Origin of the sequence: Noviherbaspirillum sp. (genome assembly GCF_036846085.1) — a bacterium.
Lineage (GTDB): Bacteria > Pseudomonadota > Gammaproteobacteria > Burkholderiales > Burkholderiaceae_D > Noviherbaspirillum.
The window spans coordinates 1-24,321 of record NZ_DAIUCO010000003.1 but is presented as its reverse complement, the minus strand read 5'-3'; the positions used below and the strand labels follow the sequence as shown (position 1 = coordinate 24,321).

Genomic DNA, 24,321 nt, shown 5'->3' with positions numbered 1-24,321 from the left:
ATATCGATGTGGACTGGAATTGCTGAAAATATTTTGCTGCCTATGCAGTAGCGCTGTCATTCCCGCGGAGGCGGGAATCTAGGGATGCACTGGCTACGCGAATGAGTACGGTGGTGCATCTCTGGGTCCCCGCCTTCGCGGGGACGACAGGTAGAGAAATCAAACGTTGACGTCAACTTTTTGAACCGGCACCCGGCACCTGCACCGCCGGAAACCCGCCGAAAAACAAGTCGGTCACGATCGGCGCCATCGCCTCATACGTCAGGTCGCCGTCCTTCTTCAGCCAGGTGAACATCCAGTTGATCATCCCGAACAGGAGCATCGTCAGCGGTTTGGCCAGCGTCGCCTCTTCCGTCTCCGGACGCAGTTCGGCGATCACCGTCGCGAATGCCGCCACCACGCGGCGCTGGCCGTCGAGTACCCGCTCGCGGTCGTCCTCGTTCATGAACCGCACATCCTCGGTCAGCACCCGGTGCGCATCCTGCGCCATCGCGTATTCCTCGACGAAGCGGTGAATCAGGCTGCGCAGCCGCGCGTCGGGAGGAAGATTCTGCTGCACTACCTCCGCGATCACCGCTTCCAGGCGCGTTACGTGCGCATCGGCGATATGCACCAGCAAGGCCGATTTGTCCCGGTAATAGTGATACAGCGACGCTTTGGACATGCCGCAGGCTTCGGCGACCTCGTTCATCGACGTCGCCGCATAACCGCGTTGGGCGAACAGCCGTGCGGCATGCGACAGGATGGCCTCGCGCTGGTCGTCATATCCCGGGGAACGTCCTCGTGCCATGCAGTGGAATCCAAAATCTGGTTGTGAAACAGGCGGCAAACTTGCCTGCAGTATATTTGACCGACCGGTCGGCTTAAATTATAGTCGTCCATGGCAAGCCGGGGCAAGCGCAATGCAGTCGCCCTGGCACGAACCAACCTGAGGAGCTTTCATGCCCTGTTATTCGATTGAAGGCGTCATCCCCGTGGTGGACCCGACCGCCTATGTCCACCCGACGGCCGTACTGATCGGCGACGTGATCGTCGGCCCGGAGTGCTACATCGGCCCCTGCGCATCGCTGCGCGGCGACTTCGGCCGCATCGTGCTGCAACGCGGCGCTAACGTGCAGGACACCTGCGTCATCCACGGCTTCCCCGCTGCCGATACGGTGGTCGAGGAAAACGGCCACATCGGTCACGGCGCGGTCCTGCACAGCTGCGTGGTGCGGCGCGACGCGCTGGTCGGCATGAATGCGGTCGTGATGGACGAGGCGGAGATCGGCGAAAAAACGATTGTCGCCGCCAGCGCTTTCGTGCGCGCCGGCATGAAGGTGCCGCCGCGATCGCTGCTGGCCGGCGTGCCGGCGAAGGTGCTGCGCGAACTCAGCGAGGAAGAGATTGCGTGGAAGCTGGAAGGAACGCTGACGTACCAGGATCTGACGAAACGCTGCCTGGCGACGATGCAGGAAGTCCAGCCCTTGACGGAAGTGGAGACAAACCGGCCACGTCCGCAGGCGCCGGACGTGAAGCCGTTGATTGCGGCGAAGCGGGGATAAGATTTACGGCACGGTGCGTTAGCGGATTCCCACTCTCGTGGGAATCACCGGTACGACGTGCGGATGCCCCGCAAACCATCCTCGGATCACGAGAACTTCGTAAAGTCCGGCTTCCGTTTTTCGAAGAACGCGGTGAACGCTTCCTTCGCCTCCGGCGCGCTCAGCATCGTGCCAAAGTGCTTGTTCTCCTCCGCCATGCGCGCCGTGATCGCTTCTCCCTGTTCGCCCTTCATCAGGCGCTTGGTGACCCGCAGCGACGACGCCGGCAAGGCGGCCAGCTTTGCTGCCTGTCCCTGCGCGAAGGCGGCCAATTCCGCAGCCGGAACCACCCTGCTGACCAAACCCATCTGCAGTGCTTCCTGCGCGGAGAACGCTTCGCCGAGCAGCAGCTTTTCCGCCGCGCGCTGATAACCGACCATTTGCGGGAAGAGCATGCTGGAGGCAAATTCGGGACACAGGCCGAGTTGCGTGAACGGCATCGAGAACTTGGCATTGTCGGCTGCATACACGAGGTCGCAATGCATCAGCAGCGTGGTGCCGATACCGACCGCCGCGCCGGCGACCGCGGCAACCACCGGCTTGCTCGCACCGGAGAGCGCCCGCATGAATTGCGCTACCGGACGGTCGCCCACCGGTCCCGGCGGGTTCTTCATGAAGTCTTCGAGGTCGTTGCCGGCGGTGAAGATTTCCGGCTTGCCGATCAGGACGATGGCGCGCACCGCGGCATCGCTTTCGCCGTCCTTCAGCGCATCGGCCATCAGCTGGTACATCGCCGATGTGATCGCGTTCTTTTTATCCGGGCGGTTGAATTCGATAGTGAGGATGCCGTTGGCCTTGCTGGTCAGGATGTCCATGTGTTCTCCATTTTTCTGTGTGTGGTTGATATCGTTGTCGTGAATGATCAGGCCATGCCGTGCCGGCCTGCCTGGGAGTGAAGCTTTGTTTGCGCGCGCTGTTCAAGCCAGTCGACCGCCTGCTGCCAGAGCGTTGCCTTGAATTGCGGGCGAAAGAAACCGAAGTGGCCGATGCGCCGCGCATCCACATCCGACGGCTTGATGTAGCGGCGCTCGACCTGCGCATTGCGGTAGCAGTCGTGCATCTTGTCGATGCCGAGGCGGCTCATCATCTCATCGTCGGTAAAGCTCATCGCCAGCAGCGGCACGCGTATGCGGTCGTAGCCGTCGCGCAGCGGCGCGCCATGCGCATCAACCACGTAATGCGGATTGCGGCACCATTGCGACCATTGATGGATCACGCCCTTCGGCAGGTCGCCGACCTTCTTCACTTTCTTGCCGGGGAAGTAGCCGAACAGCCGTGTGTAGACCGGCACCGCGAAGTACCAGATGAACCAGACGATGCGCTTGAGCTGGGGCGCGTTTTCGCGCCAGTAGCCGCTGCCGGCGGCGACGGTCAGGATGCCGTCGATCAGGTGATTGTCCGGCACCAGGCCGGGCAGCTGTCCGCCGAGCGAATGGCCGATGACCAGGAGCGGAACATCGGGATGCCACGCCTTCGCCGCATGCAGCGCGGCGTTGTAGTCGCGCTCGGCCCAGTCGAACAGATCGGCCTTGAAGCCGCGCAGCGAACGCCGGAACGCGGCGGGTACCGATCGGCCCATGCCGCGGTAATCGAAGGTGATTGCCGCCATGCCGTGCTCGGCAAGGTATGCGGCGAAAGGAAAATAAAAGTCCTGCTTCACGCCCATTGCGCACGGCAGCACGACCACGGCAGTTGCCTTGCCGGATGGAGCGAACCGCGTGGCGGCGAGCCTGACGCCGTCATTCGCGGTGAGTTCGATGGATTCCATGGCACTCCTTCAAGAAAAAAACCGCACAGCTTGTGGCCGCACGGTTTTTTCAGTCTTTACGCAGGGATGTCCTTACATCCGCTCAAAGATTCCGGCAGCGCCCATGCCGGCGCCGACGCACATGGTGACCATGCCGTATTTCAGGTTCCTGCGCTGCAGCGCATGCACCACGGTCGCCGCGCGGATCGCGCCGGTGGCGCCGAGCGGATGGCCGAGGGCGATCGCGCCGCCGAGCGGGTTGACTTTCGACGGGTCGAGCCCAAGGTCACGGACCACTGCCAGCGCCTGCGCCGCGAACGCTTCATTGAGCTCATACCAGTCGATCTGGTCCTGGGTGATGCCGGCTGCACGACAGGCGGCAGGGATCGCTTCCTTCGGACCGATGCCCATGATTTCCGGCGGCACGCCGCGCACGGCGAAGGACGAAAACTTTGCCAGCGGGGTCAGGTTGAACTGCTTCAGGATTTTTTCGCTGACGAGGATCAGCGCACCGGCGCCGTCGGAGGTCTGTGAGCTGTTGCCGGCGGTGACGCTGCCCTTGGCGGCGAACACCGGCTTCAGCTTTGCGAGGCCTTCGATCGATGTGTCCGGGCGTGCGCCTTCGTCGCGATTGACGGTGCGGGTCTTGATGTCGATCTGGCCGGTCGCCAGGTTCGGGAAACGCTCGACGATCTCGACCGGCGTGGTTTCCGCGTCGAATTCGCCGGCGGCCTGGCCTGCCAGCGCCCTGCGGTGCGATTCGAGCGCGAACGCATCCTGGTCTTCGCGCGAGACCTTCCACTGCTGCGCAACCTTTTCCGCCGTCAGGCCCATGCCGTACGCCATGCCGATGTTGTCGTCCTTGAAGACATTCATGTTGATCGACGGATGATGGCCCATCATCGGCACCATCGACATCGATTCGACGCCGGCGGCGATCATGACATCGGCCTGGCCGACGCGGATGCGGTCGGCGGCCATCGCCACCGCTGTGATGCCGGATGCGCAGTAACGGTTGACCGTCACGCCGCCGACGGTGTTCGGCAGGCCGGCCAGCAGCACCGCGTTACGGGCGACGTTCATGCCCTGCTCCGCTTCCGGGAACGAGCAGCCGACGATGGCGTCTTCGATCAGTTTCGGATCGAGACCGGGTACCTGCGACATCGCGGATTGCAGCACCCGCACCAGCAGGTCGTCCGGACGCACGTTCTTGAACATGCCGCGCGGCGCCTTGCCGATCGGCGTGCGGGTGGCGGCGACTACATAGGCTTCTTGAAGTTGTTTGGTCATTTCTCTACTCCTGATCCGGTCAGTTACGGACGGGTTTGCCGGTCTGCATCATGCCCATGATGCGTTCCTGGGTTTTCGGGTTGTTCAGCAGCTCCATGAAGGCCTTGCGCTCGAGGTCGAGAAGCCACTGCTCGGTGACGACGCTGCCCGCCTCCACCTCGCCGCCGCAGACGATCTCGGCAATCATCGATCCCAGCTTGAAGTCGTGGGCGGAGATGAAACCGCCGTCACGCATGTTCACCAGCTGCGCCATGATGGTCGCCATGCCGTAGCGTCCGGTGACCGGGACCTGTGCCTTCAGCGGCGGACGGTAGCCGGCGTCGTACATGGCGCGCGCTTCCACTTTCGCGACATGCAGCAGCTCGTACGGGTTGAAGACGATGACGTCGTTGGCCGACAGGTAGCCCATCTTCTGCGCTTCCAGTGCCGACTTCGACACATTCGCCGTCGCCGCATTGGTGAAGTAGGTCTTCAGGAACTGCAGGATGTCGGTGCCCTTGGCATCGGCCGCTGCACGCACCGCCGCTTCCTTCAGGCCGCCGCCGGCAGGAACCAGTCCGACGCCCACTTCCACCAGACCGATATACGATTCGATCGATGCCACGCGCTTGGCCGCATGCATCATCAGCTCGCAGCCGCCGCCCAGTGCCAGGCCGGCCACTGCGGCCACCACCGGCACGTTCGCGTACTTCAGTGCCTGATGTGCCTGCTGCAGCTTGGCGACTTCCGGTTCGATGGCCTTGATGCCGCCCGACATGAAGACCGGCAGCATTGATTGCAGGTCCGCGCCGGCGGAGAACGCGCCGCCCTCGGCCGCATCGGTGCCCCAGATGACGAGACCCTTGTAGTTCTTTTCCGCTTCGGCGATCGCCCTGGCGAGACCGTCGATCACGCCCTGACCGATGACGCGCATCTTGGTCTTCAGGGACAAGATCAGCACGTCATCGTTCTGGTGCCAGATGCGTACCGAATCATCTTCAAACACGGTGGCGCCGGCCTTGGAGCCGTCTGGCGCATTTTCGCCGAGCACGGTGGCGCGGAATGCCTGGCGCTGGTACACCGGCAGGTCGGAACGCGGCACATAGGCGTTCTTCGCTGGCGACCAGGAGCCTTCCGGCGTGTGTACACCGGTGCGGCCGTCGAATACCCACGCCGGCAGCGGTGCGTCGCACAGCGCCTTGCCGGCATCGATATCTTCCTTCACCCAGGTCGCTACCTGCTGCCAGCCCGCAGCCTGCCAGCCTTCGAACGGACCGTTCTTCTGGCCGAAGCCCCAGCGCAGCGCAAAATCGACATCGCGCGCGTTGTCGGCGATCGATTCGAGATGCACGGCGATGTAATGGAAGGTGTCGCGGAAAATCGCCCACAGGAACTGCGCCTGCGGATTGCTGGATTCGCGCAGCGTCTTCATTTTCTTGGCGGCATCCTTTTCCTTCAGGATGCGCGCGACCAGGTCGTCCGCCTTGCCGGTGGAGGGCACATAGTCGCCCTTCTCGCCGTCGAAGCGCAGGATATCCTTGCCGACTTTCTTGAAGAATCCGGCGCCGGTCTTCTGGCCGAGCGAGCCGGCGGCAATCAGCTTGGCCAGCAGTTCCGGCGTCTTGTAGACCGGATAGAACGGATCGGACTGCAGGTTGTCCTGCATCGTCTTCATCACATGACCCATGGTGTCGAGGCCGACCACATCGGCAGTGCGGAAGGTAGCCGACTTGGCGCGGCCGAGCTTGGTGCCGGTGAGGTCATCGACTACGTCGACGGGCAGGCCGAATTTCTGTGCTTCATACATCGTCGCCATCATGCTGAAGATGCCGACGCGGTTGGCGATGAAGTTTGGCGTGTCTTTTGCGCGCACGACGCCCTTGCCGAGCGTGGTGGTGAGGAAACCTTCGAGCTGGTCGATGATTTCCGGACGGGTCGACACGGTCGGGATCAGTTCGACCAGGTGCATGTAGCGCGGCGGATTGAAAAAGTGCACGCCGCAGAAGCGCGCCTTCAGGTCGGCGTCGAAGCCTTCCGACAGCGCGGTGATCGACAGGCCGGAGGTATTGGAGGCGAAGATCGCGTTCGGCGCGATATGCGGCGCGACCTTCTTGTACAGGTCATGCTTCCAGTCCATACGCTCGGCGATCGCCTCGATGATGAGATCGCAGCTTTTCAGCACGTCGAGGTTGTCTTCATAGTTGGCGACTTCGATCATCGCCGCATCGTCCTTGTTGCCCAGCGGCGCGGGACTGAGTTTCTTCAGGTTCTCGATGGCGCGCAGCACGATGCCGTTCTTGGGGCCTTCCTTGGCGGGCAGGTCGAACAGGACGACGGGGACCTTGGCATTGACGCAGTGGGCCGCGATCTGCGCGCCCATCACGCCTGCGCCGAGGACGGCGACTTTCTTGACGATGAAGTTGGACATGGGATTTTCCTTATATTCTTGAATGAGTCCCTCCCCCGAGTAGGGGGATGAGTGCAGGGTTTCGCAAAGCATTGCTTTGCGCTGCGCGAATCGGAGTCGCTTGCAAGCGGCGACGTGGAAAGGTTGTTAGCGAACGGTATTTAGAACCCATCCACACCCTGGCCCTCCCCTTGAGAGGGAGGGAACAGGACACTTGCAACTTTCTAATGTCGCCGACTCGATTGAAACAAAACTTAAAACAACTCTTCTTCCATCGCCATCAGGTTCGACGAACCCGCGCGTGCCTGGCGGATCAGCATTGCCGTTTCGGGCAGCAGGCGCGCAAAGTAGAAGCGTGCCGTCGCCAGCTTCGCCTTGTAGAAGTTGTCGCCGGAATCCTGCTTCTCCAGCGCGATCTTCGCCATCTGCGCGAAGAAGTAAGCAAACACCATGTGACCAACCACGCGCAGGTAAGGCACGGCGGCGGCGCCTACCTCGTCCTGGTTCTGGAATGCCTTCATGCCGATTTCCATCGTCAGCTTGCCGACCTTGTCGCCGATGTCGCCCAGCGGCGTGATGAATTCCGACATGGCTTCGTCGGTGCCGTTTTCTTCCACGAAGGCCTTCACCTTGTCGCCGAACTTGCGCAGCTTCGCGCCGTTGTCCATCAGGATCTTGCGGCCCAGCAGGTCGAGCGACTGGATGGTATTGGTGCCTTCATAGATCATGTTGATCCGTGCATCGCGCACATACTGCTCCATGCCCCATTCGGAGATGAAGCCGTGGCCGCCGTAGACCTGCATGCATTCGGAGGTGGCGATCCAGCCGTTGTCGGTCAGGAAGGCCTTGATGATCGGTGTCAGCAGCGCGACTTCGTCGGCGGCATCCTTGCGGACCTGCTCGTCCGGATGGTTCAGTTCGCGGTCGATCTGCAGCGCGATGTAGGAACTGAATGCACGGCCGCCTTCGGCGAATGCACGCGCGGTCAGCAGCATGCGACGCACGTCCGGATGGACGATGATCGGGTCGGCCGGCTTGTCCGGTGCCTTCACACCCGACAGGCTGCGCATCTGCAGGCGGTCTTTCGCATACATCACCGCGTTCTGGTACGCGACTTCCGTCAGGCCGAGCGACTGCATGCCGACGCCGAGACGGGCCGCGTTCATCATCACGAACATCGCGTTCAGGCCCTTGTTCGGCTGGCCGATCAGCCATCCGGTGGCGCCGTCCATGTTCATCTGGCAAGTGGAATTGCCGTGGATGCCCATCTTTTCCTCGATCGCGCCGCAGAAAATCTTGTTGCGTTCGCCCGGCGTACCGTCGGCGTTCGGAATGTATTTCGGCACGAGGAACAGGGAGATTCCCTTGGTGCCCACGGGTGCGTCCGGCAGGCGGGCCAGTACCAGGTGAACGATGTTGGCCGACATCTCGTGCTCGCCGGCGGAGATGAAGATCTTGCCGCCGGTGATTTTGTACGAACCGTCCGCCTGCGGCTCGGCTTTCGAGCGCAGCATGCCGAGATCGGTGCCGCAATGCGGCTCGGTCAGGCACATGGTGCCGGTCCATTCGCCGGACACCAGCTTCGGCAGATACATTGCCTTCTGCTCGGGCGTGCCGTGCTCATGCAGGCATTCATAAGCGCCATGCGACAGGCCGGGATACATGGTCCAGGCCTGGTTGGCGGAGTTCAGCATTTCATAGAAGGAGTTGTTCAGCACGATGGGCAGGCCCTGGCCGCCGAACTCCGGGTCGCAGGACAGCGATGGCCAGCCGGCCTCGACATACTGCTTGTAGGCTTCCTTGAAACCCTTCGGCGTGTGCACCACGTGGGTTTCCTTGTCCAGGCGGCAGCCTTCGCGGTCGCCGGAATGGTTCAGGGGGAAAATGACCTGCGAAGTGAATTTGCCACCCTCTTCCAGCACCTGGTTGATGATGTCGGCGTCGATTTCGGCATGCGTCGGCAGTTGCTTCAGTTCGTCTTCGACTTTAAGCAGTTCGTGCAGCACGAACTGCATATCCCGCAATGGCGCGATATATTGACCCATGGTTATTCTCCTGACACTGAATGAGTTAGGCTGTTTTTTGTACAGCGGATTTGGGATTGTTTTTCGCAGCCGGCCTGTCGTCATCGGTCGTCTGCGATTGCTGATTGTTGCGGATCAGGCGTTCAAAGCCGGTTTGCGCGCGCTCTACGCTGCCGGGCATTTTCATGAATCGTGCGTCATGGTGCAGCGCCAGGATCAGTCCGTACATCTCATACACGAGCTGATCCGGATCGGCATCCGCACCGAGATGTCCCATGTCGATGCATTGCTTGACGCAGCGCCGTAACGCACCCTGCCATGCATGCACCATGCTGACCAACTGATCGCGGATGGCGCCCGGCCTGTCGTCATACTCGACCGCTCCGCTGATATAGATGCAGCCCGATGCGATCTCGACCGACACCCGGCGGACCCAGCGCCCGAACATCGATTGAAGACGCGGCAGGCCGCGCGGTTCCTTCATGCTCGGGTAAAACACTTCCTGTTCGAAGTGCTGGTGGTAAAGCTTGACGACTTCGATCTGAAGGTCTTCGCGCGAACCGAAATGCGCAAACACGCCCGACTTGCTCATATTCATCTTGTCGGCGAGCAAACCAATGGTCAGGCCCTCCAGGCCGTCCCTGCTTGCCAGGTCAAGCGCCACATCGAGGATGGCGGCGCGCGTCAGTTCGCCCTTACGCATAAATTTCGGTGTCGATTCAGTGATATTGATAGCCACAGCAGCCCTGTTGAAATTTCAAGAAATACGATCAATTAACAGCGCGGATAACTAAGCGAACGCTCGTACTATTATCCAGCGAGATGCAAAAGTCAAACGAGAACTTAGAGGGTCGATTCTATTTGTATAAGATCCTGAAAAGCACTATTTCCGGGCTTCCCAGGTGCAACATTATGATCCTGACCGGTCGATCAGGCGCCTGTCACGTTTAGTAGGGCGCCCTTTTATCGTCGCACTCGGTTCGCGGAAGTACCGCCGCTGCTCCGCCTGCTGTTGCCGCTTTGCCATGCTTTCTTCGGTCTCGGCGTAAAGGGTCTGGGCCACCGAAGCGGGGCCGCGCTTGTCGGACAGGTCTTTCACTGCCACTTCCCATTCGGTCGCCCCGTTGTCTATCTGAAGGACATCGTCCACCTTTATATTGCGCGCCGGCTTGATGCGCTCTCCGTTCAACCGCACCTTCCCGCTGTCGACGGCATCGGTCGCAAGGGAACGGGTTTTGAAGAATCGGGCTGCCCACAGCCATTTATCAATACGTACGGAAGGATTCATATTTGATATCGCCTACTCAATAGCAAAAAATGTAAATATGGGCTGTTGTTTAATACAAAAGTGTTCCTGGCATAAACAGCAGATATGGAGGCGGCCATACTATAATCCGGCTTAACTTCCAGTAACAGTTGGTTTGCCGGCGTCGGTCATGCACTGCGTGGCCCTGCCCAACTTTTAATACGAGTCCCCCCTTGTCCACTTCAGATCTGCAACCCGCGCAGTTGAAAAATTGGCTCGCCGCCGTCGCCCGGCAAGACGGCGAGGCGTTCCGCTCACTCTATGATGCAACTTCGTCGAAACTGTTTGGCTTCGCGCTGCGTATATTAGTCAAGAGGGAGCTGGCCGAAGAGGCGTTACAGGAGAGTTTTGTCAGCATCTGGCATAACGCCTCAACGTATCAGGCCAGCATCGCGGCGCCGATGACGTGGATGACCACCATCGTGCGAAACAAGTCATTCGACATTCTGCGGCGGTTGGACAACGCTGTCGAGATCGATGCCGACAATTTTGACCAGGATGTCATGAACGCAATGGAAAGCAATGAGCCCACGCCGATCGAGGCGCTGCAGATCAGCGGCGACGCGAAAGCATTGGCGCATTGCTTTTCACGCCTGGAGGGCCTGCACCGGCAGGCGATCGCGCTGGCGTTTTATCATGATCTCTCCCATAGCGAAGTGGCGGAGCAGATGACGCTGCCGATCGGCACGGTCAAGACCTGGATACGGCGCGGGCTGGAACGTCTGCGCCTGTGCCTCACCAAGCTGGAGGGTGCATGAACCTCCAGAACCTGAAACGGAACGACAAGCTGCTCGAACAGCTTGCTGGTGAATACGTCCTCGGCACGCTGCGCGGCGGCGCGCGGCGGCGCTTTGAACGCTGGTTGCGCGACGATGTGATCGTGAAACGGGCGGTGGCGGAATGGCAGGACCGCCTGCATCCGATGGCGGAGTTCGCGCCGTCGGCGCAACCGTCGCCGCAGGTATGGCAGGCGATCGAAAAACAATTGAAGCTGGCTCCGGCTCCGGTCCGGCAGGACCGGCGCTCCTTCTGGCTCGGCTTGCGGGAAGACTTGAGCTTCTGGCGCGGATTGGGAATGGCGTCGACGGCATTGGCCACGATTCTCGTCACGGTCATGCTGACCAGGCAGCCGGAACCGGCAATGCAAACCATGTCCTTCGTCGCCACCTTGTCGGATGAGAAAGCGCAGCCTGTCATGGTCGTGACCGGGGATGCGAAGCGCCGGCAGATGACGGTCAAGGTCGTCATGCCGCAGAACATCGCGGCCGACCGGAGCCTTGAACTCTGGGCGGTGCCGAAGCAAGGTGCGCCCCGCTCGCTCGGCCTGGTGGCCAACAATGGCACGGTGGTATTGCCCATGCCGGAAGATGCGACGCCGGAATCGATCCCCGTGCTGGCGATCAGTCTGGAGCCGAAAGGCGGCTCGCCGAACCCGAATGCACCGAGCGGCCCCGTTATTTTCAAGGGTGCGTGGGTGCAGATCTAGGCGTATTCCAACCGCGCTGTCCGGGTCTGCGCGGATTATCGGTTGAATGCCGGCCTCTCCATGCCGGCGGCACCGGCCGATTTCCGACACGCTGCGCACAGCGCCCTGCTGCATCCATATCGGCAACGTCACCGTGAGAACACATTTCAAGGCATGGCAGTGGAAAACGGAATACACCATCATCGTCATGATGGTGCTGGCGTTGCCCGTGCTTCTGCTGGTCGGCGCAAGCACCTTGAGGGACGTCGAGGCTTACATCGCCAACGAACGCAGGATCGATGCGCTGCATGGCAAGCTGCACCGGCTGGATGCCCTGTTCATCGCGCTGCAGGATGCTGAAACCGGCCAGCGCGGCTATCTGCTGACCGGCGATGAACATTATCTGCATCCCTACCATGAAGCGAAGGCACGGATCGGCGTCATGCTCGGTGACCTGCCGGCATGGTTTGCCGATGACGCGGCAACGGCCGCGAGGGCAGCGGAACTGCGCCGGCTTGCGCGCGCCAAGCTGGATGAACTGGCCCAAACCATCGCATTGCAGCAGGGCCGGACGAATGCCGACGCTGCGCTGGCCGTCGTCCGGCAGGGCGCCGGCAAGGCGCACATGGACGCGATCCGGGAAGTGATCCGGCAGATACGATTGGATAGCGATCGCCGGCTCGCGGAAGAACTGCGCGCATCCGGCAATCGCTGGATATCCACCCGCCACAACGCATTTCTGCTGCTCGGCATGCTGACGATATTTGGCGGGCTGACGATATGGGTATCGTTGCGCGACCTTCGCCTCAAACGCATGCATGCCGAACGCATGGCGCACGAAGCCCAGCATGATCCGCTGACACGCCTGCCCAACCGGCGTTTCCTGGACCAGCTGATGCCGTATATGTTCGCATGCGCGAAGCGGGATCAGCACCCGCTCGCGGTGCTGTTCATCGATCTCGACGGCTTCAAGCAGATCAACGACCGCTTCGGGCATGACGCCGGTGACGATGTGCTGCGGGAAGCGGCCCGCCGCTTTGCGGCAACGGTTCGTGAAACCGATGTCATCGTGCGCCTGGGCGGCGACGAGTTCGCTGTACTGATGCCCAAGGTGCGCGGCTATGGCCAGGCAAAAAAACTGGCGGTCCGGATGGCGGAATCGGTCTCCGTTCCGCTGCTGCAGCAGCACGGGGAGGCGCGCGTGAGCGCCAGCATCGGCATCGCCGTTTTTCCGAAAGACGGTGAGACGCCGGAGGAAATTCTCGGCGTCGCGGACCGGCGCATGTATGAGATGAAGCGCGCCGCCAGCCGCGTCGAGGAAAACATGCCGGCGCTGGTCCGGTCAGGTATCGAGACCCTGCAGCGTTGAAGCGGCGTCAATGCAATTGCTGGGACGGCGGCGATTCCGCCTCGTCGACCGCCTCGTTGGAAATCGCCTGGCCGATGGTCGCCTCTTCGAACCATGTCTGCACCATCTGCAAATGCGCACGCTCCCTGTCGAGCGCCACGCTGAAATCCGCCATCATCGACATCTGTCCCTGATCCTCGGCAAGCACGATCAACAGTTCCCAGCCATTGTTGTCGGTCATTTCCGCCACCAGGATGGCATGCAGCGATTGCGCCAGCGTCGTGCGCGGGTCGGTGATGACCTGCATCAGTCCCATCGATTCCACACCGACCAAATCCGCACACGGCGTCTGCGAGGTCGGATCACCGCCCAGCGATTCGATGGCGGCGGCAACCATGGTGAAATGCCGGAACTCTTCATCGCGGATCTTGCGCAGCTCGCCCAGCGTCATGCTGGTCGTGCCCTCCTGCAAGGTTTCCACCTTGGTGAGCAAGGCATCGTACAGTCGCGTGCTGGTACGTTCGAACGCCAGGCGTTCGCCCAGTTTGTCGAGCAGGATCTCCGGATTGTTGCCGGTCAACATGGAAACACCGGTGGTGAGCACGCCTTTTACCGTGCCCGGCACCGGCACGGAACCGAGCGTGTCGGCCTCGGCAATGTAGAGGCTGCGCATCTGTGCCAGCGCCGATTCACTGCCCGGCGTCGCCGGGATTTCCGATGTGGGCGGCGTTGTCATTGCAGTGGTGTCGAACGGCGACATCTGGATGCCGGTGCGATTCATTCCGATATGGGTTTCTTCTTTCATTGCTGTTCCTTCGGGTCGTCAGACCGTTGAAATAGGTTGATACGGCATGGCTGGCAATCGCTCATGCGGCGATGGCGACCTTGCGATTGAGTTCGGTGCCCGGCGTCCAGATATAGCCGGCGGCAACCGTCTCGCTCGGCGATCCTTCCGAATTGATGTACGAGCGGTAGTCGATCGATGCCTGGCTTTCCTTATCCATCGGCACGAACTGCGTACCGTTGGTGCGCAGGTCCGCTTCCTGCAACAGCGTCCGGCGTACGAAGTCACGCTGGCTGGCAAATGAAATCGGCTCCGGGAGATCGCCGGGAAACACTTCCATCGGATCGCTCTTCTCGTATTGTTTGAACAGGTCGGCGACATAATGAAACTGGCCGAGCTCGTAATCCAGGAAGCGTTCCCAGATCGCCTTCACACGCGGGTTGGTTTCCTGCTGCATACAACTGTAATAGTTGTACACCTCGCTCGCTTCATGCAGCAGCCATTGCTCCAGCCAGCCCTCCTCCGGATCGAGCATCGATTCATACTGCGTGACGTGCTGCTCCTCGATGGAAGCGATCTCGGCATAGAGCTGCCGCGCCACCGGATCGGCGAATTGCGGACCGATATTCATGTAGTACTCATGCACCTGGAACTCGACGGCGACAATCGTCAGCGCGTTGAGCTTGGTGATCGGCGCGGCCGTCTTGCGGTCGTACGGATCGCGCACATCGTCCTGCGGCGCCCTGTGTTCAAAGACGGTCGGCCGGCCGGGCATGATGTCGGTGTAGCTTTGCAAAATATTGTTGGCGTCCTTGCCTTCGACACGATCCAGCAAGGCGGAATAGCGATACAGGTGGTCGAAGTCCTCCAGCATGCCGAAGCGATAGTTCTGGGCAAGATAGGGATCCGGCTCCTGCTGCGCCACTGCCGCCGTGACTTCGATGGCGACCTGCTCATAGCCCAGCGTGATTTCCAGCGGTGAATGGTCGGGGCCGAGCAGCCAGTTCACCATGGTTGCCTGGTGCTGCTCGGTGCGGCGCACGCGTGCGAGCGGAACGCGCAACGCCCGGTTAGCCCGTGCTGCGAAATGCTGGAAGCGGATTGATTCCTGTTCGATGCCGTTCATGAGAATGACGCGCGCCCTGGTGAACGCATCGTCGTCGAGTTTGCTGATCGGCTTGCCGACCATATCGCGCCATGTGAAGCGCTGCTGTTCCAGCGGAACGCCTTTTGCACTGAATAAATTGAATCCCATCGTCATGCTCCTCGGAAGAATGCCGGTGCCGACAGCGCGTTGAAGGTGGTTGAGACGACCCGGCTGTTGTCATCTTGAACAGCTTCGATGATGCCGACCCAACGAAGTTCGGCGTTGTCGCATTTTTAATGCGGGCGATTTTTCAGGAAAAGGAAGAGTCGGATTTGCGGGATGACGCACTAAAAAAGCAAGCGGCGACCGCAGTCGCCGCTATGTATTCACTACATTTTCTGGTTCGGTACTTCGCCTAGTTCAATACTTTGCGGTTGTCGCCGAGACTGCTGGTGTCGCCCGTGACAATGCCTTTCGCCAGACCGTACAGGCGCTTCACCGTGCTGCCGGGCGCATCCCAATATTCGGCTTCGGTGATCCTTACCCTCAGCAACACGAGGTCCGGATCATCCAGCCCGTCGGGAAACCAGGGCTTGATCCACGGCGTCCACAACTGCGCCATCTTGGCCTTGTCGCGAACGACTTCACCGATGCCGGAAATCGACACATAGTCCTGCTTGTCGATGCGTGCATAACCGAGATTCACCTGCCGGTGCTGTTCGGCTTCGGTAATTTTCGGCGACGACTGGCTGGTGAAAAACCACAGGTCGCCGTTCGACTCCATTTGCATCGTGGACATCGGCCGGCTGCGCAGCGTGCCGTCCGACTCCTCGGTAGTCAGCATGGCGAACTTGATGTCCTTCACCAGATCGGCAACTGCCTGCAGCTCCGGATTGTCCTGCTCTTGCACATCCATGATTCCTCCTTGCGGTGATGATGGTCTTCGGGAAGCCGGTGGCACCCGGCCATCAATGGATGATGCAGCCGCACAATGAAAGTTCCATTTCTACGCGCGCCGCAACTTTTCCGATGTGCAAATGCGTTATGCGTGCAGGCAAGGACACGCAGCGCTGTCCGCCACATCAACGGGCTCAGTCGTACAGCTCACGGACGGCGCGCCAGCATCACGACGGCGCCCAATACCATCACGCCGCCGACCACCTGCCCCGTGCCGATGGTTTCCCCCAGTAGCAGCGCGCCGAGGCAGAGCGTGATGACCGGTTCCAGCGTGGAGATGATCGATGCCTGGGCCGGGCCGATATGCCGGATGCCCGCAAGCAGCGCTCCCACCGCGATGACCGTCGAGAACAATGAGATCGCGCCGATTGCAAGCCACGTGGATGCGCCGGTCGGCAACGACTGTCCGCCCGCCACGGCAAGCGCGCCATTGGCCACCGCGGCGGTGGCCATCACCACCAGCGTTCCGGCCAGAGGTTGAATATCGCGGGTGACACGTCCGCCGATCAGGATATAGACGGCGTACACGGCGGCAGCCAGCAGACCGAGCGCGATGCCGAGCGGGCTGCCCTGCAGGTTTCCGCCCAGAGTAATCGCGATGCCTGCAACGGCAATGGCAAGGAGCATGAACGTGCGGCGTTCCGGCTTTTCCCAGCCCAATGCAAGCGCGAGCAGGGTCACCAGCACCGGATAGACGTACAACAGCAACCCGACCAGTCCGCTGCTCGCATGCAGGAGCGCCGTGAAATAGCTTTGCGACTGCGCGGTGTAGAGCAAGCCCATCAATGCAAAGCCGGCCAGCACGCGCCCGCGCGGCAGGGCCATGCGTTTTGCCCATACCACCGGCGCCAGCAATGCCACCGCCAGCGTGAAGCGCAAGGCCAGCAATACCGTGGGCGTTACCCCGCCTGCATAGGCAACCTTGGCGAACAAGGCCATGGTGCCGAATCCGAGCGCGGACAGCAGGACGAGAGCGATGGCGGAATGACGTGACATGAGTGTTGTTGGATGAACGGTCGACACCGGATTATCGGTGCAATGACCACCTTGCGTCCAATCGACATCCGCCGGACCTGCCCGGCCATGCGGAACCCCTCAGCCGGTGATCATCAGCCGTTGATCATCAGCCGGCAGACAGTCGTGCGTCGCGAGCCGGAGGTCCTGCGCACCGGATCGTTGTAGGTGTCGATCTCGATGAATCCGGCCTTGCGCATCATGCCGGCGGAAGCCAGGTTTTCTTCATGCCGCTCGATATAGATTTCGGTGTGGCCGTTGGCTGCCAATGCCGCCACCACGCGTTTCAGCAGTTGCGCGCCGATGCCTTTGCCTGCGTGGTCGCGATGCACGACCGCCTCGCATACATAGCCGTGGCGGTGCCCGATGTTCTCCCGCGACTGATATCGGGTCATCGAACGGCTGGCGGTAAAGGTGACGAAGCCGGCAAGGCGCCCTTCTATTTCAGCCAGCACCGCGCCGGTCTTTCCATCGGTAATGGCGGCAATATGCGCGCCGACGTCTTCCTCCGGCAGGTGATTCCACTGGTTGGGACCATGCATGAAGATGAATGCCGTCATATCCGCCACGTCACCGGCGCGGGCTTCCCTGAATCGAATGTTTTCCATCATGGCATGCTCCGGTTCATCGCTGTCGCTCCCTGCAAAGCTTCATCCGCCGCCTCCGCTCACTCGGTATAGCGGCCGAAGGTAATCACGCGCAGCACACTCTTGTAGAACAAGTAGGCGGCGCCGTACAGGGCGCGCTCATACCACGGTATATTCGCAAAATCCTGCGGCCGCACCACCTTGCCTTCCGCCACCGCGCCTTCGATCCGCAGTCGCAGCGCACGAGCGAACTCGCGGTCCCTGACGACCACGTTGGCCTCCTGGTTCACGAACAGGCTGAGCCCGTCCCAGTTGCTTGAGCCGACCGTTGCCCACTCGTCGTCGATCACGGCCACCTTGCCGTGCAACTGCGTCTTGTGGTACTCGACGACCTTGACGCCGCTTTTCAGCAACTTCGGATAGAACGAATGCGCGACAGCATCCTGTATGCGGAACTGCCCGACGCCGATCAGCAGCGTCACATCGACGCCCCGCGCCGCTGCCATGGCAAGCCCGTCACGCAGCTTCCGTCCCGGCGCGAAATAGGGATTGGCGAGAAGCGCGCTTTTCCGTGCACTGCCCAGCGCCTTCAGGTAGGCCCGCTGTATCGTGCGGCGATTGCGGAGATTGTCGCGCACCACGAGCCCGGCTAGTGCCGGACCGGAATCCGCCGCCGGTTCACGTACCAGCTTTTCGCGGAAACGCTTCCACCTGAAGCGGAGATGCAAGCCGTTGAGCAGCCGCCATTGCGACTCGACTTCATGGTGAATCGACGCCACCAGCGGCCCTTCGATGCGTACCGCAAAATCCCAGCGGGGCGCCGGCAAGGGTTCGTTGAAGCCGTCGTCCGAGATCCAATCGTAGTTGATGTTGAGGCCGCCGAGGAATGCGACTTCCTTGTCGACGACGCAGATTTTCCGATGGGTGCGCGTCAGGCCGCGATGGAACCAGGAATTGAAGACCTTGTAGCGGACCTTGGTCTTGCCGAATTCCCGCTTCAGAAACACGCAGTTGACATGGCCGGTGCCGACCCAGTCGCTGATGACATTGACTGCCACGCCCCTGTCGGCGGCACGAGCGAGCGCAGCCATGATGTCGAGTCCCGTCTGGTCGGGCGTGAAGATATAGGTTTCGAGATAAATCTCGGATCGCGCCGCGTCGAAGGATGCGATCAGCGCGGGAAAGTAGTCGGCGCCGCCTTGCAGCAGCGCGATACGGTTATTGGCGGTAAAGGCGACCGGTCGCATGGGGCGGATGGGTTCCAGGCAGGAAGCTGGTGGGCATCGATTCTAGCTGTTCGCCTCGAACCGCACTACTCCAGGACCAGCGTTGCAACGATGGGGGCGTGATCCGACAGTCGCGCCCACAACGGTCCGTGCAAGACCTGGGCGGATTCCACCTTCAATCCGCGCACATAGATGCGGTCGAGCCTGAGCCACGGCAGCGCGGCGGGGAAGGTACGGGCCGGCTTGACTTTCACGCCCCGTCCGCTCAGCTGGCGAAGATAGGTGCCGAAGCCGCGTGACGGCAGGTTGGTATCGAAGACTTCGGTGACGCCGAGCCGCTTCCTGAGCGTGTCGCTGAGCTGGTTGGTCCAGTCGTTGAAATCGCCGGCGATGATGACCGGTGCGCCGGGTGGGCACGATCCTTCGACGGCGTCGATCAACGCTTCCGTCTGCCGCTTGCGGCTGCCGGCAAACAAGCCAAGGTGGACGACATAGCAATGCAGATCGGCGGCCGGCGACTGCACCACGCAATGCAGGATGCCGCGCGCTTCGTACGCGTGATCCGATACATCCTGGTTGCGCGCGGACGCAATCGGATAGCAGCTGATCAGGGCATTGCCGTGATGCCCGTGGTCATACACCGCGTTCATGCCATAGGCGCAATGATGGGATTCCCCGGCAAGAAACTGGTGCTGCGATAGTTCGGGCCAGTTGCCGGCATGCCGGGTTGCATAACGGTCGTGCCGGCCCTGCACTTCCTGCAGGAAAAGTACATCTGCCTCCATCGAAGTCAACGCCTGTTTCAAGGCATGTACCCGTGGCCGGCTGCCAAATGAAGAAACGCCTTTGTGGATGTTGTAGGTCGCGATGCGTAGTTTCATTCGCTTAGGTGAAGTTGTTGAATGTCACATGAATGGATGCCGTTGGCATGGACTTGGTTCCGCCCAAGGCCGATCAGCTCCGGCGAACATATTCAGGAAGTTGCAGGATGGCTTCGGCGTTCGATGGGGAGAAGCATTTATCCGCCGCTTCGCGCCACGGCAACCAGGCGTGGTGCAGATGCTCGCGCGGCGCCAGCCGGATAGGGATGTCGCGGGGCACCTGCAGGCTGAAAACATGCTCCGTGTTCCGGGTCACGCCCGGTGCATAGCGATGCCGCCAGACCGGATAAATTTCGTAGACATTGGATAGTTGCCAGTCGCGCAGATTTTCAAGCGGCAATTCCGGCCCCTGCATCCCGTCCCTGTCAGCGGCCTGTGCCGGCAGCCCGGCGATACGGATGCCGGTTTCTTCATACACCTCGCGGATTGCGGTCTCGAGCAGCGACTCGTCCGGCAGATCCTTGGACCCGGTCACCGACTGCCAGAATCCCGGTCTGTCGGCACGCTCGATCAGCAGTACATCCAGGCGGACGTCATGGATGACCACCAGTACCGATTCGGGAATTTTATACACAGTACTCATGCACCCCACTCTGAAAGATGGCGCTGGCCCGGCACGTCAAGGTCCAGGTGACCGGGCGACGATGCACAAAAAAAGGCGCGGTAAACCGCGCCTTGATTATGCCCTGAAACGGCGGCATCAATGGCCGCGGAAAAGCTTACGCCTTTACCGCTGGCTCAACGTTGCGCAGGCGGATATGCAGCTCGCGCAACTGCTTTTCGTCGACTTCCGACGGCGCCTGCGTCAGCAGGCACTGGGCGCGCTGGGTTTTCGGGAAGGCGATCACGTCGCGAATCGATTCCGCGCCCGTCATCATGGTCACGATACGGTCGAGGCCGAACGCCAGGCCGCCATGCGGTGGCGCGCCGTATTGCAGCGCGTCGAGCAGGAAGCCGAACTTGAGCTGCGCTTCCTCGGCGTCGATCTTGAGCGCGCGGAAGACCTTGCTTTGCACGTCGGCGCGGTGAATACGCACCGAGCCGCCACCGAGTTCCCAGCCGTTCAGCACCATGTCGTAGGCCTTGGCCAGCGCCTTGCCCGGATTGGTCTCGAGCAGGTCTTCGTGGCCGTCCTTCGGCGCGGTGAACGGATGGTGGGCCGCCGTCCAGCGATCGTTTTCCTCGTCATGCTCGAACATCGGGAAGTCGATCACCCACAGCGGTCTCCAGGCATCTTCGAACAAGCCGTTCTTGCGGCCGAAGTCGCTATGACCGATCTTGACCCGCAATGCGCCGATCGCATCGTTGACGACCTTGGCCTTGTCGGCGCCGAAGAAAATCAGGTCGCCGTCCTGCGCGCCGGTCTGCTCGATGATCTTGGCCAGTGCCGCGTCATGCAGGTTCTTGACGATCGGCGACTGCAGCCCGTCGCGTCCCTTGGCTTTCTCGTTGACCTTGATGTAGGCAAGGCCCTTGGCGCCGTAGATGGCGACGAATTGCGTGTAGGCGTCGATTTCCGAACGCGGCATGCCGCTGCCTTCCTTCGCGCCGCCCGGCACCAGCAGGCCGACCACCCGGCCGCCTTCCATGTTTGCCGCGCCGCTGAACACCTTGAAGTCGACATCCTTCATCACGTCGGTCAGGTCGGTGAATTGCATCTTCACGCGCATGTCCGGCTTGTCGGAGCCGTACAGGCCCATTGCTGTTGCGTAGTCCATGACCGGGAATGGATTCGGCAGGTCGATGTTCAGCGTGTTCTTGAACACCAGGCGGATCATGCCTTCGAACATGTCGCGGATTTCCTGTTCGTTCATGAACGAGGTTTCGCAGTCGATCTGGGTAAATTCCGGCTGGCGATCAGCACGCAGGTCTTCATCGCGGAAGCACTTGGTGATCTGGTAGTAGCGGTCGAAGTTGGCCACCATCAGCAGCTGCTTGAACAGCTGCGGCGACTGCGGCAGCGCAAAGAAATTGCCGGCGTTGACGCGCGACGGCACGAGGTAATCGCGTGCGCCTTCGGGCGTGGACTTGGTCAGCATCGGCGTTTCGATGTCGATGAAGCCGTTGGCGTCGAGGAACTTGCGCACTTCCATCGTCACCTTGTAGCGCAGGCGCAGGTTGTTCTGCATCTGCGGACGGCGCAGGTCGAGTACGCGGTGCGTCAGGCGGGTGGTTTCGGACAGGTTGTCGTCGTCGAGCTGGAACGGCGGCGTCACCGAAGGATTGAGCACTTCGATCTGCTGGCACAGTACTTCGATGTTGCCCGATTTCAGGTTGGCGTTGGTCGTGCCTTCCGGACGGTTGCGCACGACGCCGGTGATGCGCAGACAGAATTCGTTGCGGACTGCTTCGGCAGTCTTGAACACATCGGCGCGATCAGGATCGCAGACCACCTGTACCAGACCCTCGCGGTCGCGCAGATCGATGAAGATCACGCCGCCGTGATCACGCCGGCGATGCACCCAGCCGCACAGGCTGACGGTTTGGCCGAGTAGCGCCTCGGTGGTGAGGCCGCAATAATGAGTTCGCATAGACATAATCAAATTCCGATTGTAGTTTTTGGGAAGGGATCTCGACGCCGGTTTCACCCGGGCGAAAGCCCGATATCAGTTGATGCAAATAGACCGTTGCGCGATGTTATGTGCCGGTCTGCGGCGGGATTGCCTTCAGGTTGCTGCCCGCGGCAACCACGTATTCAGGAGAGACGACGCCCATCGAGACGATGTATTTCAATGCTTCGTCGACTGTCATGTCGAGTTCGACAGTATCGGCTTTCGGCACCATCAGGAAGAAGCCGGAAGTCGGGTTCGGTGTCGTTGGCACATAGACGCTGATGTAGTCACCCACCAAATGGTTCCTGACATCGCCGCCGGGCACGCCGGTCAGGAAGGCAATCGTCCAGGAACCTTCGCGCGGATACTGCACCAGCACTGCCTTGCGGAAGGCGTTGCCTGACGAGGAGAACAGTGTGTCCGATACCTGTTTGACACTGGAATAAATGGAACTGACGATCGGGATGCGCCGCAACAGCGTTTCCCAGGCATGCACGACTTGCTTGCCGATGAAGTTGCGGGTCAGCAGGCCGGTGAGGAATACGATCAACAGTGTGAGTATCGTGCCGAGGCCGGGAATATTGAATCCGAACACGGCTTGCGGCCGCCAGCGCTCCGGCAGCAGCAGAAGCGACTGGTCCATGGTGCTGATCACGAGGTTCAGGACCCATAGCGTGATGGCAAGGGGAACCAGGATCAACAGGCCGGTGATGAAGTATTTACGCATTTTCTTCTTTGTCATCGAGACCGCGGGTGATGCGATCTCTTAAAAATAGGCCGCTTCACCGGATGTGCGGGCAGCCTGCAATCGAACTCAACCGGCAGCGGCCTTGTCGCCGGATGTGCTGCTGGCGGCTGGCGCAGCTGCGGCGGGCGCGCTCGCGGGTTCGGTGGCGGCAGGCGTCGCCGCGGCGCCGGATTCCTTGTTGTCCGAGGTAGGCGCAGCCTTGCCAGATCCGCCGCGGAAATCGGTCACGTACCAGCCAGAGCCCTTAAGCTGGAAGCCGGCGGCGGTCAATTGCTTCTTGAACGCCGGCTTGCCGCACGAGGGGCAATCGCTCAACGGCGCATCGGACACCTTCTGCAATACATCCTTGGCGAAACCGCAATCTTCGCAGCGATATGCATAAATTGGCATGAAACTTCCTCCGCAAAAATCATCCAAAGCCCTGAATTATAAAGGGTTTCAGCGCGGCGAAGCACGTCATCCGATGCACGACCGAAAGATTTCGGGCGGGGTATTAGGCATGTGGCAAGGATCGGCTGCCTGCGGCCTGCCCTTCTCCTGCCGATTTGCCAACAAGCTGCGGCAGCAGCGAGCCGGCCAGCATGCCGGCGAACGCGGCGATCAAGCCGGCAAGCTGGCCGGGAAACGCCTCGCCCAGGCCGGTAACCTGCGGAAAAAACAGGGCCCAGGTCGTGATGCCCGCGAACAGGGACAGGATCGCACCCTGCGTCGTTGCACGCTGCCAGTACAAACCCATCACCAGCGGCACAAAGGCACCGACCAGCGTTACCTGGTAAGCCGTCGACACCAGTTCGTAGATCGGCGTGCCTTTCATCACGATGGCATACGTCAGCACCAGCGTGGCGAAGACCACGATCGAGCAACGCATCGCGAACAATTGCTGCCGGTCCGTCATGCCCGGACGCAGGTTCTTGAGAATGTTTTCGACGAAACTCGTGGACGGTGCCAGCAGGGTTGCAGACGAGGTGCTCTTGATGGCGGAGAGCAGCGCGCCGAAGAACAGAATCTGCATCACGAGCGGCATCTTGGTCATCACGAAGGTCGGCAGCAACCGCTGGTAATCGTTTTTCGCCAGGTCGAGCGCGCTCGCGCCCATGACCACGACGGCGCAGGAGACGATGAACATCGGCACGAAGGCGAACAGGATATAGCTCGCGCCGCCGACGATTGCGCCGGTGCGCGCCGTTGGCGCGTTCTTCGCCGACATGACGCGCTGGAACACGTCCTGCTGCGGAATACTGCCGAGCATCATCGTCAATGCCGCGGCGATGAAGAAGGCGATATCGGTGAAGGTCGGCGGCGGCAGGAAATTCCAAAGGTTTGCCTGTGTCGCCAT

General features: G+C 61.0%; 25 protein-coding genes. 5 read left to right on the top strand and 20 right to left on the bottom strand.

The features are described 5' to 3' along the window. Positions 1-172 precede the first annotated feature (172 nt). Positions 173-790 (bottom strand): TetR/AcrR family transcriptional regulator, encoded by a 618-nt coding sequence (locus V7080_RS00700; RefSeq protein WP_334186472.1) that lies wholly within the window; start codon positions 788-790, stop codon positions 173-175. Positions 791-941: 151 nt separating this feature from the next. Between V7080_RS00700 and paaY the strand changes: the two genes are divergently transcribed. After that, positions 942-1,544 carry a phenylacetic acid degradation protein PaaY gene (paaY, locus tag V7080_RS00695; RefSeq protein WP_334186471.1) on the top strand — a complete coding sequence of 201 codons (603 nt, stop codon included), beginning with the start codon at positions 942-944 and terminating at the stop codon, positions 1,542-1,544. An 86-nt stretch (positions 1,545-1,630) separates the two neighbouring features. Here paaY and V7080_RS00690 read toward each other — a convergent pair whose 3' ends face one another. The 7 genes from V7080_RS00690 to V7080_RS00660 all read right to left on the bottom strand — a co-directional run bounded on the left by V7080_RS00690 (position 1,631) and on the right by V7080_RS00660 (position 10,318). Then, the gene (locus tag V7080_RS00690) at positions 1,631-2,398 is read right to left on the bottom strand and encodes an enoyl-CoA hydratase (RefSeq protein WP_334186470.1); all 768 of its coding nucleotides are present in this window, start codon (positions 2,396-2,398) and stop codon (positions 1,631-1,633) included. Positions 2,399-2,445: 47 nt separating this feature from the next. Beyond that, positions 2,446-3,351, bottom strand: a complete 906-nt coding sequence (locus V7080_RS00685) for an alpha/beta hydrolase family protein (RefSeq protein WP_334186469.1) — start codon at positions 3,349-3,351, stop codon at positions 2,446-2,448. Positions 3,352-3,423: 72 nt separating this feature from the next. Beyond that, positions 3,424-4,620, bottom strand: a complete 1,197-nt coding sequence (locus V7080_RS00680) for an acetyl-CoA C-acyltransferase (protein ID WP_334186468.1) — start codon at positions 4,618-4,620, stop codon at positions 3,424-3,426. 19 nt (positions 4,621-4,639) lie between these two features. Next, positions 4,640-7,027 carry a 3-hydroxyacyl-CoA dehydrogenase/enoyl-CoA hydratase family protein gene (locus tag V7080_RS00675; RefSeq protein ID WP_334186467.1) on the bottom strand — a complete coding sequence of 796 codons (2,388 nt, stop codon included), beginning with the start codon at positions 7,025-7,027 and terminating at the stop codon, positions 4,640-4,642. 233 nt (positions 7,028-7,260) lie between these two features. Further along, positions 7,261-9,051, bottom strand: a complete 1,791-nt coding sequence (locus tag V7080_RS00670) for an acyl-CoA dehydrogenase C-terminal domain-containing protein (protein ID WP_334186466.1) — start codon at positions 9,049-9,051, stop codon at positions 7,261-7,263. Between the two features lie 25 nt (positions 9,052-9,076). Beyond that, positions 9,077-9,733 (bottom strand): TetR/AcrR family transcriptional regulator, encoded by a 657-nt coding sequence (locus tag V7080_RS00665; protein ID WP_334186465.1) that lies wholly within the window; start codon positions 9,731-9,733, stop codon positions 9,077-9,079. Positions 9,734-9,940: 207 nt separating this feature from the next. Then, positions 9,941-10,318, bottom strand: a complete 378-nt coding sequence (locus V7080_RS00660) for an RNA-binding S4 domain-containing protein (protein WP_334186464.1) — start codon at positions 10,316-10,318, stop codon at positions 9,941-9,943. 191 nt (positions 10,319-10,509) lie between these two features. Here V7080_RS00660 and V7080_RS00655 point away from each other — a divergent pair, with 191 nt between their 5' ends. The 3 genes from V7080_RS00655 to V7080_RS00645 are packed head-to-tail and all read left to right on the top strand — an operon-like array spanning position 10,510 to position 13,170. After that, entirely contained in the window at positions 10,510-11,094 is a 585-nt protein-coding gene (locus V7080_RS00655) for a sigma-70 family RNA polymerase sigma factor (protein WP_334186463.1), read from the top strand. Next, a complete protein-coding gene (locus tag V7080_RS00650; protein ID WP_334186462.1) occupies positions 11,091-11,822 on the top strand; it encodes an anti-sigma factor in 732 nt (243 codons plus the stop codon). The genes V7080_RS00655 and V7080_RS00650 overlap by 4 nt, the downstream gene beginning before the upstream one ends. Before the next feature lie 46 nt (positions 11,823-11,868). Then, on the top strand, positions 11,869-13,170 hold the full coding sequence (locus tag V7080_RS00645) for a diguanylate cyclase (protein ID WP_334186461.1): 1,302 nt from the start codon (positions 11,869-11,871) through the stop codon (positions 13,168-13,170). 7 nt (positions 13,171-13,177) lie between these two features. On the opposite strand, the gene V7080_RS00640 is transcribed toward V7080_RS00645, so the two are convergent. Then, the gene (locus V7080_RS00640; protein WP_334186460.1) at positions 13,178-13,954 is read right to left on the bottom strand and encodes a ferritin-like domain-containing protein; all 777 of its coding nucleotides are present in this window, start codon (positions 13,952-13,954) and stop codon (positions 13,178-13,180) included. A gap of 61 nt (positions 13,955-14,015) precedes the next feature. Next, positions 14,016-15,188, bottom strand: a complete 1,173-nt coding sequence (locus tag V7080_RS00635; protein WP_334186459.1) for a hypothetical protein — start codon at positions 15,186-15,188, stop codon at positions 14,016-14,018. Between the two features lie 74 nt (positions 15,189-15,262). Between V7080_RS00635 and V7080_RS00630 the strand changes: the two genes are divergently transcribed. Further along, a complete protein-coding gene (locus tag V7080_RS00630; protein ID WP_334186458.1) occupies positions 15,263-15,439 on the top strand; it encodes a hypothetical protein in 177 nt (58 codons plus the stop codon). Here the strand turns inward: V7080_RS00630 and V7080_RS00625 are convergent. The 10 genes from V7080_RS00625 to V7080_RS00580 all read right to left on the bottom strand — a co-directional run. After that, complete coding sequence (locus V7080_RS00625; RefSeq protein ID WP_334186457.1) at positions 15,436-15,936, bottom strand: pyridoxamine 5'-phosphate oxidase family protein; 501 nt, start codon at positions 15,934-15,936, stop codon at positions 15,436-15,438. The genes V7080_RS00630 and V7080_RS00625 overlap by 4 nt on opposite strands. A gap of 188 nt (positions 15,937-16,124) precedes the next feature. Next, entirely contained in the window at positions 16,125-16,973 is an 849-nt protein-coding gene (locus tag V7080_RS00620; RefSeq protein ID WP_334186456.1) for a DMT family transporter, read from the bottom strand. Between the two features lie 113 nt (positions 16,974-17,086). Then, complete coding sequence (locus V7080_RS00615; protein ID WP_334186455.1) at positions 17,087-17,602, bottom strand: GNAT family N-acetyltransferase; 516 nt, start codon at positions 17,600-17,602, stop codon at positions 17,087-17,089. A gap of 56 nt (positions 17,603-17,658) precedes the next feature. Next, entirely contained in the window at positions 17,659-18,825 is a 1,167-nt protein-coding gene (clsB, locus tag V7080_RS00610; protein ID WP_334186454.1) for a cardiolipin synthase ClsB, read from the bottom strand. 65 nt (positions 18,826-18,890) lie between these two features. Continuing rightward, positions 18,891-19,685, bottom strand: a complete 795-nt coding sequence (locus V7080_RS00605) for an endonuclease/exonuclease/phosphatase family protein (protein WP_334186453.1) — start codon at positions 19,683-19,685, stop codon at positions 18,891-18,893. Positions 19,686-19,758: 73 nt separating this feature from the next. Further along, entirely contained in the window at positions 19,759-20,268 is a 510-nt protein-coding gene (gene nudB, locus V7080_RS00600; protein WP_334186452.1) for a dihydroneopterin triphosphate diphosphatase, read from the bottom strand. A 136-nt stretch (positions 20,269-20,404) separates the two neighbouring features. Then, a complete protein-coding gene (aspS, locus tag V7080_RS00595) occupies positions 20,405-22,222 on the bottom strand; it encodes an aspartate--tRNA ligase (protein ID WP_334186451.1) in 1,818 nt (605 codons plus the stop codon). A 100-nt stretch (positions 22,223-22,322) separates the two neighbouring features. Continuing rightward, on the bottom strand, positions 22,323-22,964 hold the full coding sequence (locus tag V7080_RS00590; RefSeq protein ID WP_334186495.1) for a DUF502 domain-containing protein: 642 nt from the start codon (positions 22,962-22,964) through the stop codon (positions 22,323-22,325). An 87-nt stretch (positions 22,965-23,051) separates the two neighbouring features. Further along, a complete protein-coding gene (locus V7080_RS00585; RefSeq protein WP_334186450.1) occupies positions 23,052-23,375 on the bottom strand; it encodes an FmdB family zinc ribbon protein in 324 nt (107 codons plus the stop codon). 103 nt (positions 23,376-23,478) lie between these two features. Further along, positions 23,479-24,321, bottom strand: an 843-nt coding sequence (locus V7080_RS00580; protein ID WP_442947164.1) for a sodium:solute symporter family transporter, incomplete at its 5' end; no start/stop codon positions are given.

Bases quoted from the DNA above. Each gene is read 5' to 3' on its own strand.
- nudB (WP_334186452.1), bottom strand. From the start codon at position 20,268: ATGAGTACTGTGTATAAAATTCCCGAATCGGTACTGGTGGTCATCCAT.
- paaY (WP_334186471.1), top strand. From the start codon at position 942: ATGCCCTGTTATTCGATTGAAGGCGTCATCCCCGTGGTGGACCCGACC.
- V7080_RS00640 (WP_334186460.1), bottom strand. From the start codon at position 13,954: ATGAAAGAAGAAACCCATATCGGAATGAATCGCACCGGCATCCAGATG.
- V7080_RS00685 (WP_334186469.1), bottom strand. From the start codon at position 3,351: ATGGAATCCATCGAACTCACCGCGAATGACGGCGTCAGGCTCGCCGCC.
- V7080_RS00665 (WP_334186465.1), bottom strand. From the start codon at position 9,733: ATGCGTAAGGGCGAACTGACGCGCGCCGCCATCCTCGATGTGGCGCTT.
- V7080_RS00700 (WP_334186472.1), bottom strand. From the start codon at position 790: ATGGCACGAGGACGTTCCCCGGGATATGACGACCAGCGCGAGGCCATC.
- V7080_RS00690 (WP_334186470.1), bottom strand. From the start codon at position 2,398: ATGGACATCCTGACCAGCAAGGCCAACGGCATCCTCACTATCGAATTC.
- V7080_RS00670 (WP_334186466.1), bottom strand. From the start codon at position 9,051: ATGGGTCAATATATCGCGCCATTGCGGGATATGCAGTTCGTGCTGCAC.
- V7080_RS00620 (WP_334186456.1), bottom strand. From the start codon at position 16,973: ATGTCACGTCATTCCGCCATCGCTCTCGTCCTGCTGTCCGCGCTCGGA.
- V7080_RS00635 (WP_334186459.1), bottom strand. From the start codon at position 15,188: ATGGGATTCAATTTATTCAGTGCAAAAGGCGTTCCGCTGGAACAGCAG.
- V7080_RS00625 (WP_334186457.1), bottom strand. From the start codon at position 15,936: ATGGATGTGCAAGAGCAGGACAATCCGGAGCTGCAGGCAGTTGCCGAT.
- V7080_RS00605 (WP_334186453.1), bottom strand. From the start codon at position 19,685: ATGAAACTACGCATCGCGACCTACAACATCCACAAAGGCGTTTCTTCA.
- aspS (WP_334186451.1), bottom strand. From the start codon at position 22,222: ATGTCTATGCGAACTCATTATTGCGGCCTCACCACCGAGGCGCTACTC.
- clsB (WP_334186454.1), bottom strand. From the start codon at position 18,825: ATGCGACCGGTCGCCTTTACCGCCAATAACCGTATCGCGCTGCTGCAA.
- V7080_RS00645 (WP_334186461.1), top strand. From the start codon at position 11,869: ATGCCGGCCTCTCCATGCCGGCGGCACCGGCCGATTTCCGACACGCTG.
- V7080_RS00650 (WP_334186462.1), top strand. From the start codon at position 11,091: ATGAACCTCCAGAACCTGAAACGGAACGACAAGCTGCTCGAACAGCTT.
- V7080_RS00585 (WP_334186450.1), bottom strand. From the start codon at position 23,375: ATGCCAATTTATGCATATCGCTGCGAAGATTGCGGTTTCGCCAAGGAT.
- V7080_RS00680 (WP_334186468.1), bottom strand. From the start codon at position 4,620: ATGACCAAACAACTTCAAGAAGCCTATGTAGTCGCCGCCACCCGCACG.
- V7080_RS00675 (WP_334186467.1), bottom strand. From the start codon at position 7,027: ATGTCCAACTTCATCGTCAAGAAAGTCGCCGTCCTCGGCGCAGGCGTG.
- V7080_RS00590 (WP_334186495.1), bottom strand. From the start codon at position 22,964: ATGCGTAAATACTTCATCACCGGCCTGTTGATCCTGGTTCCCCTTGCC.
- V7080_RS00660 (WP_334186464.1), bottom strand. From the start codon at position 10,318: ATGAATCCTTCCGTACGTATTGATAAATGGCTGTGGGCAGCCCGATTC.
- V7080_RS00615 (WP_334186455.1), bottom strand. From the start codon at position 17,602: ATGATGGAAAACATTCGATTCAGGGAAGCCCGCGCCGGTGACGTGGCG.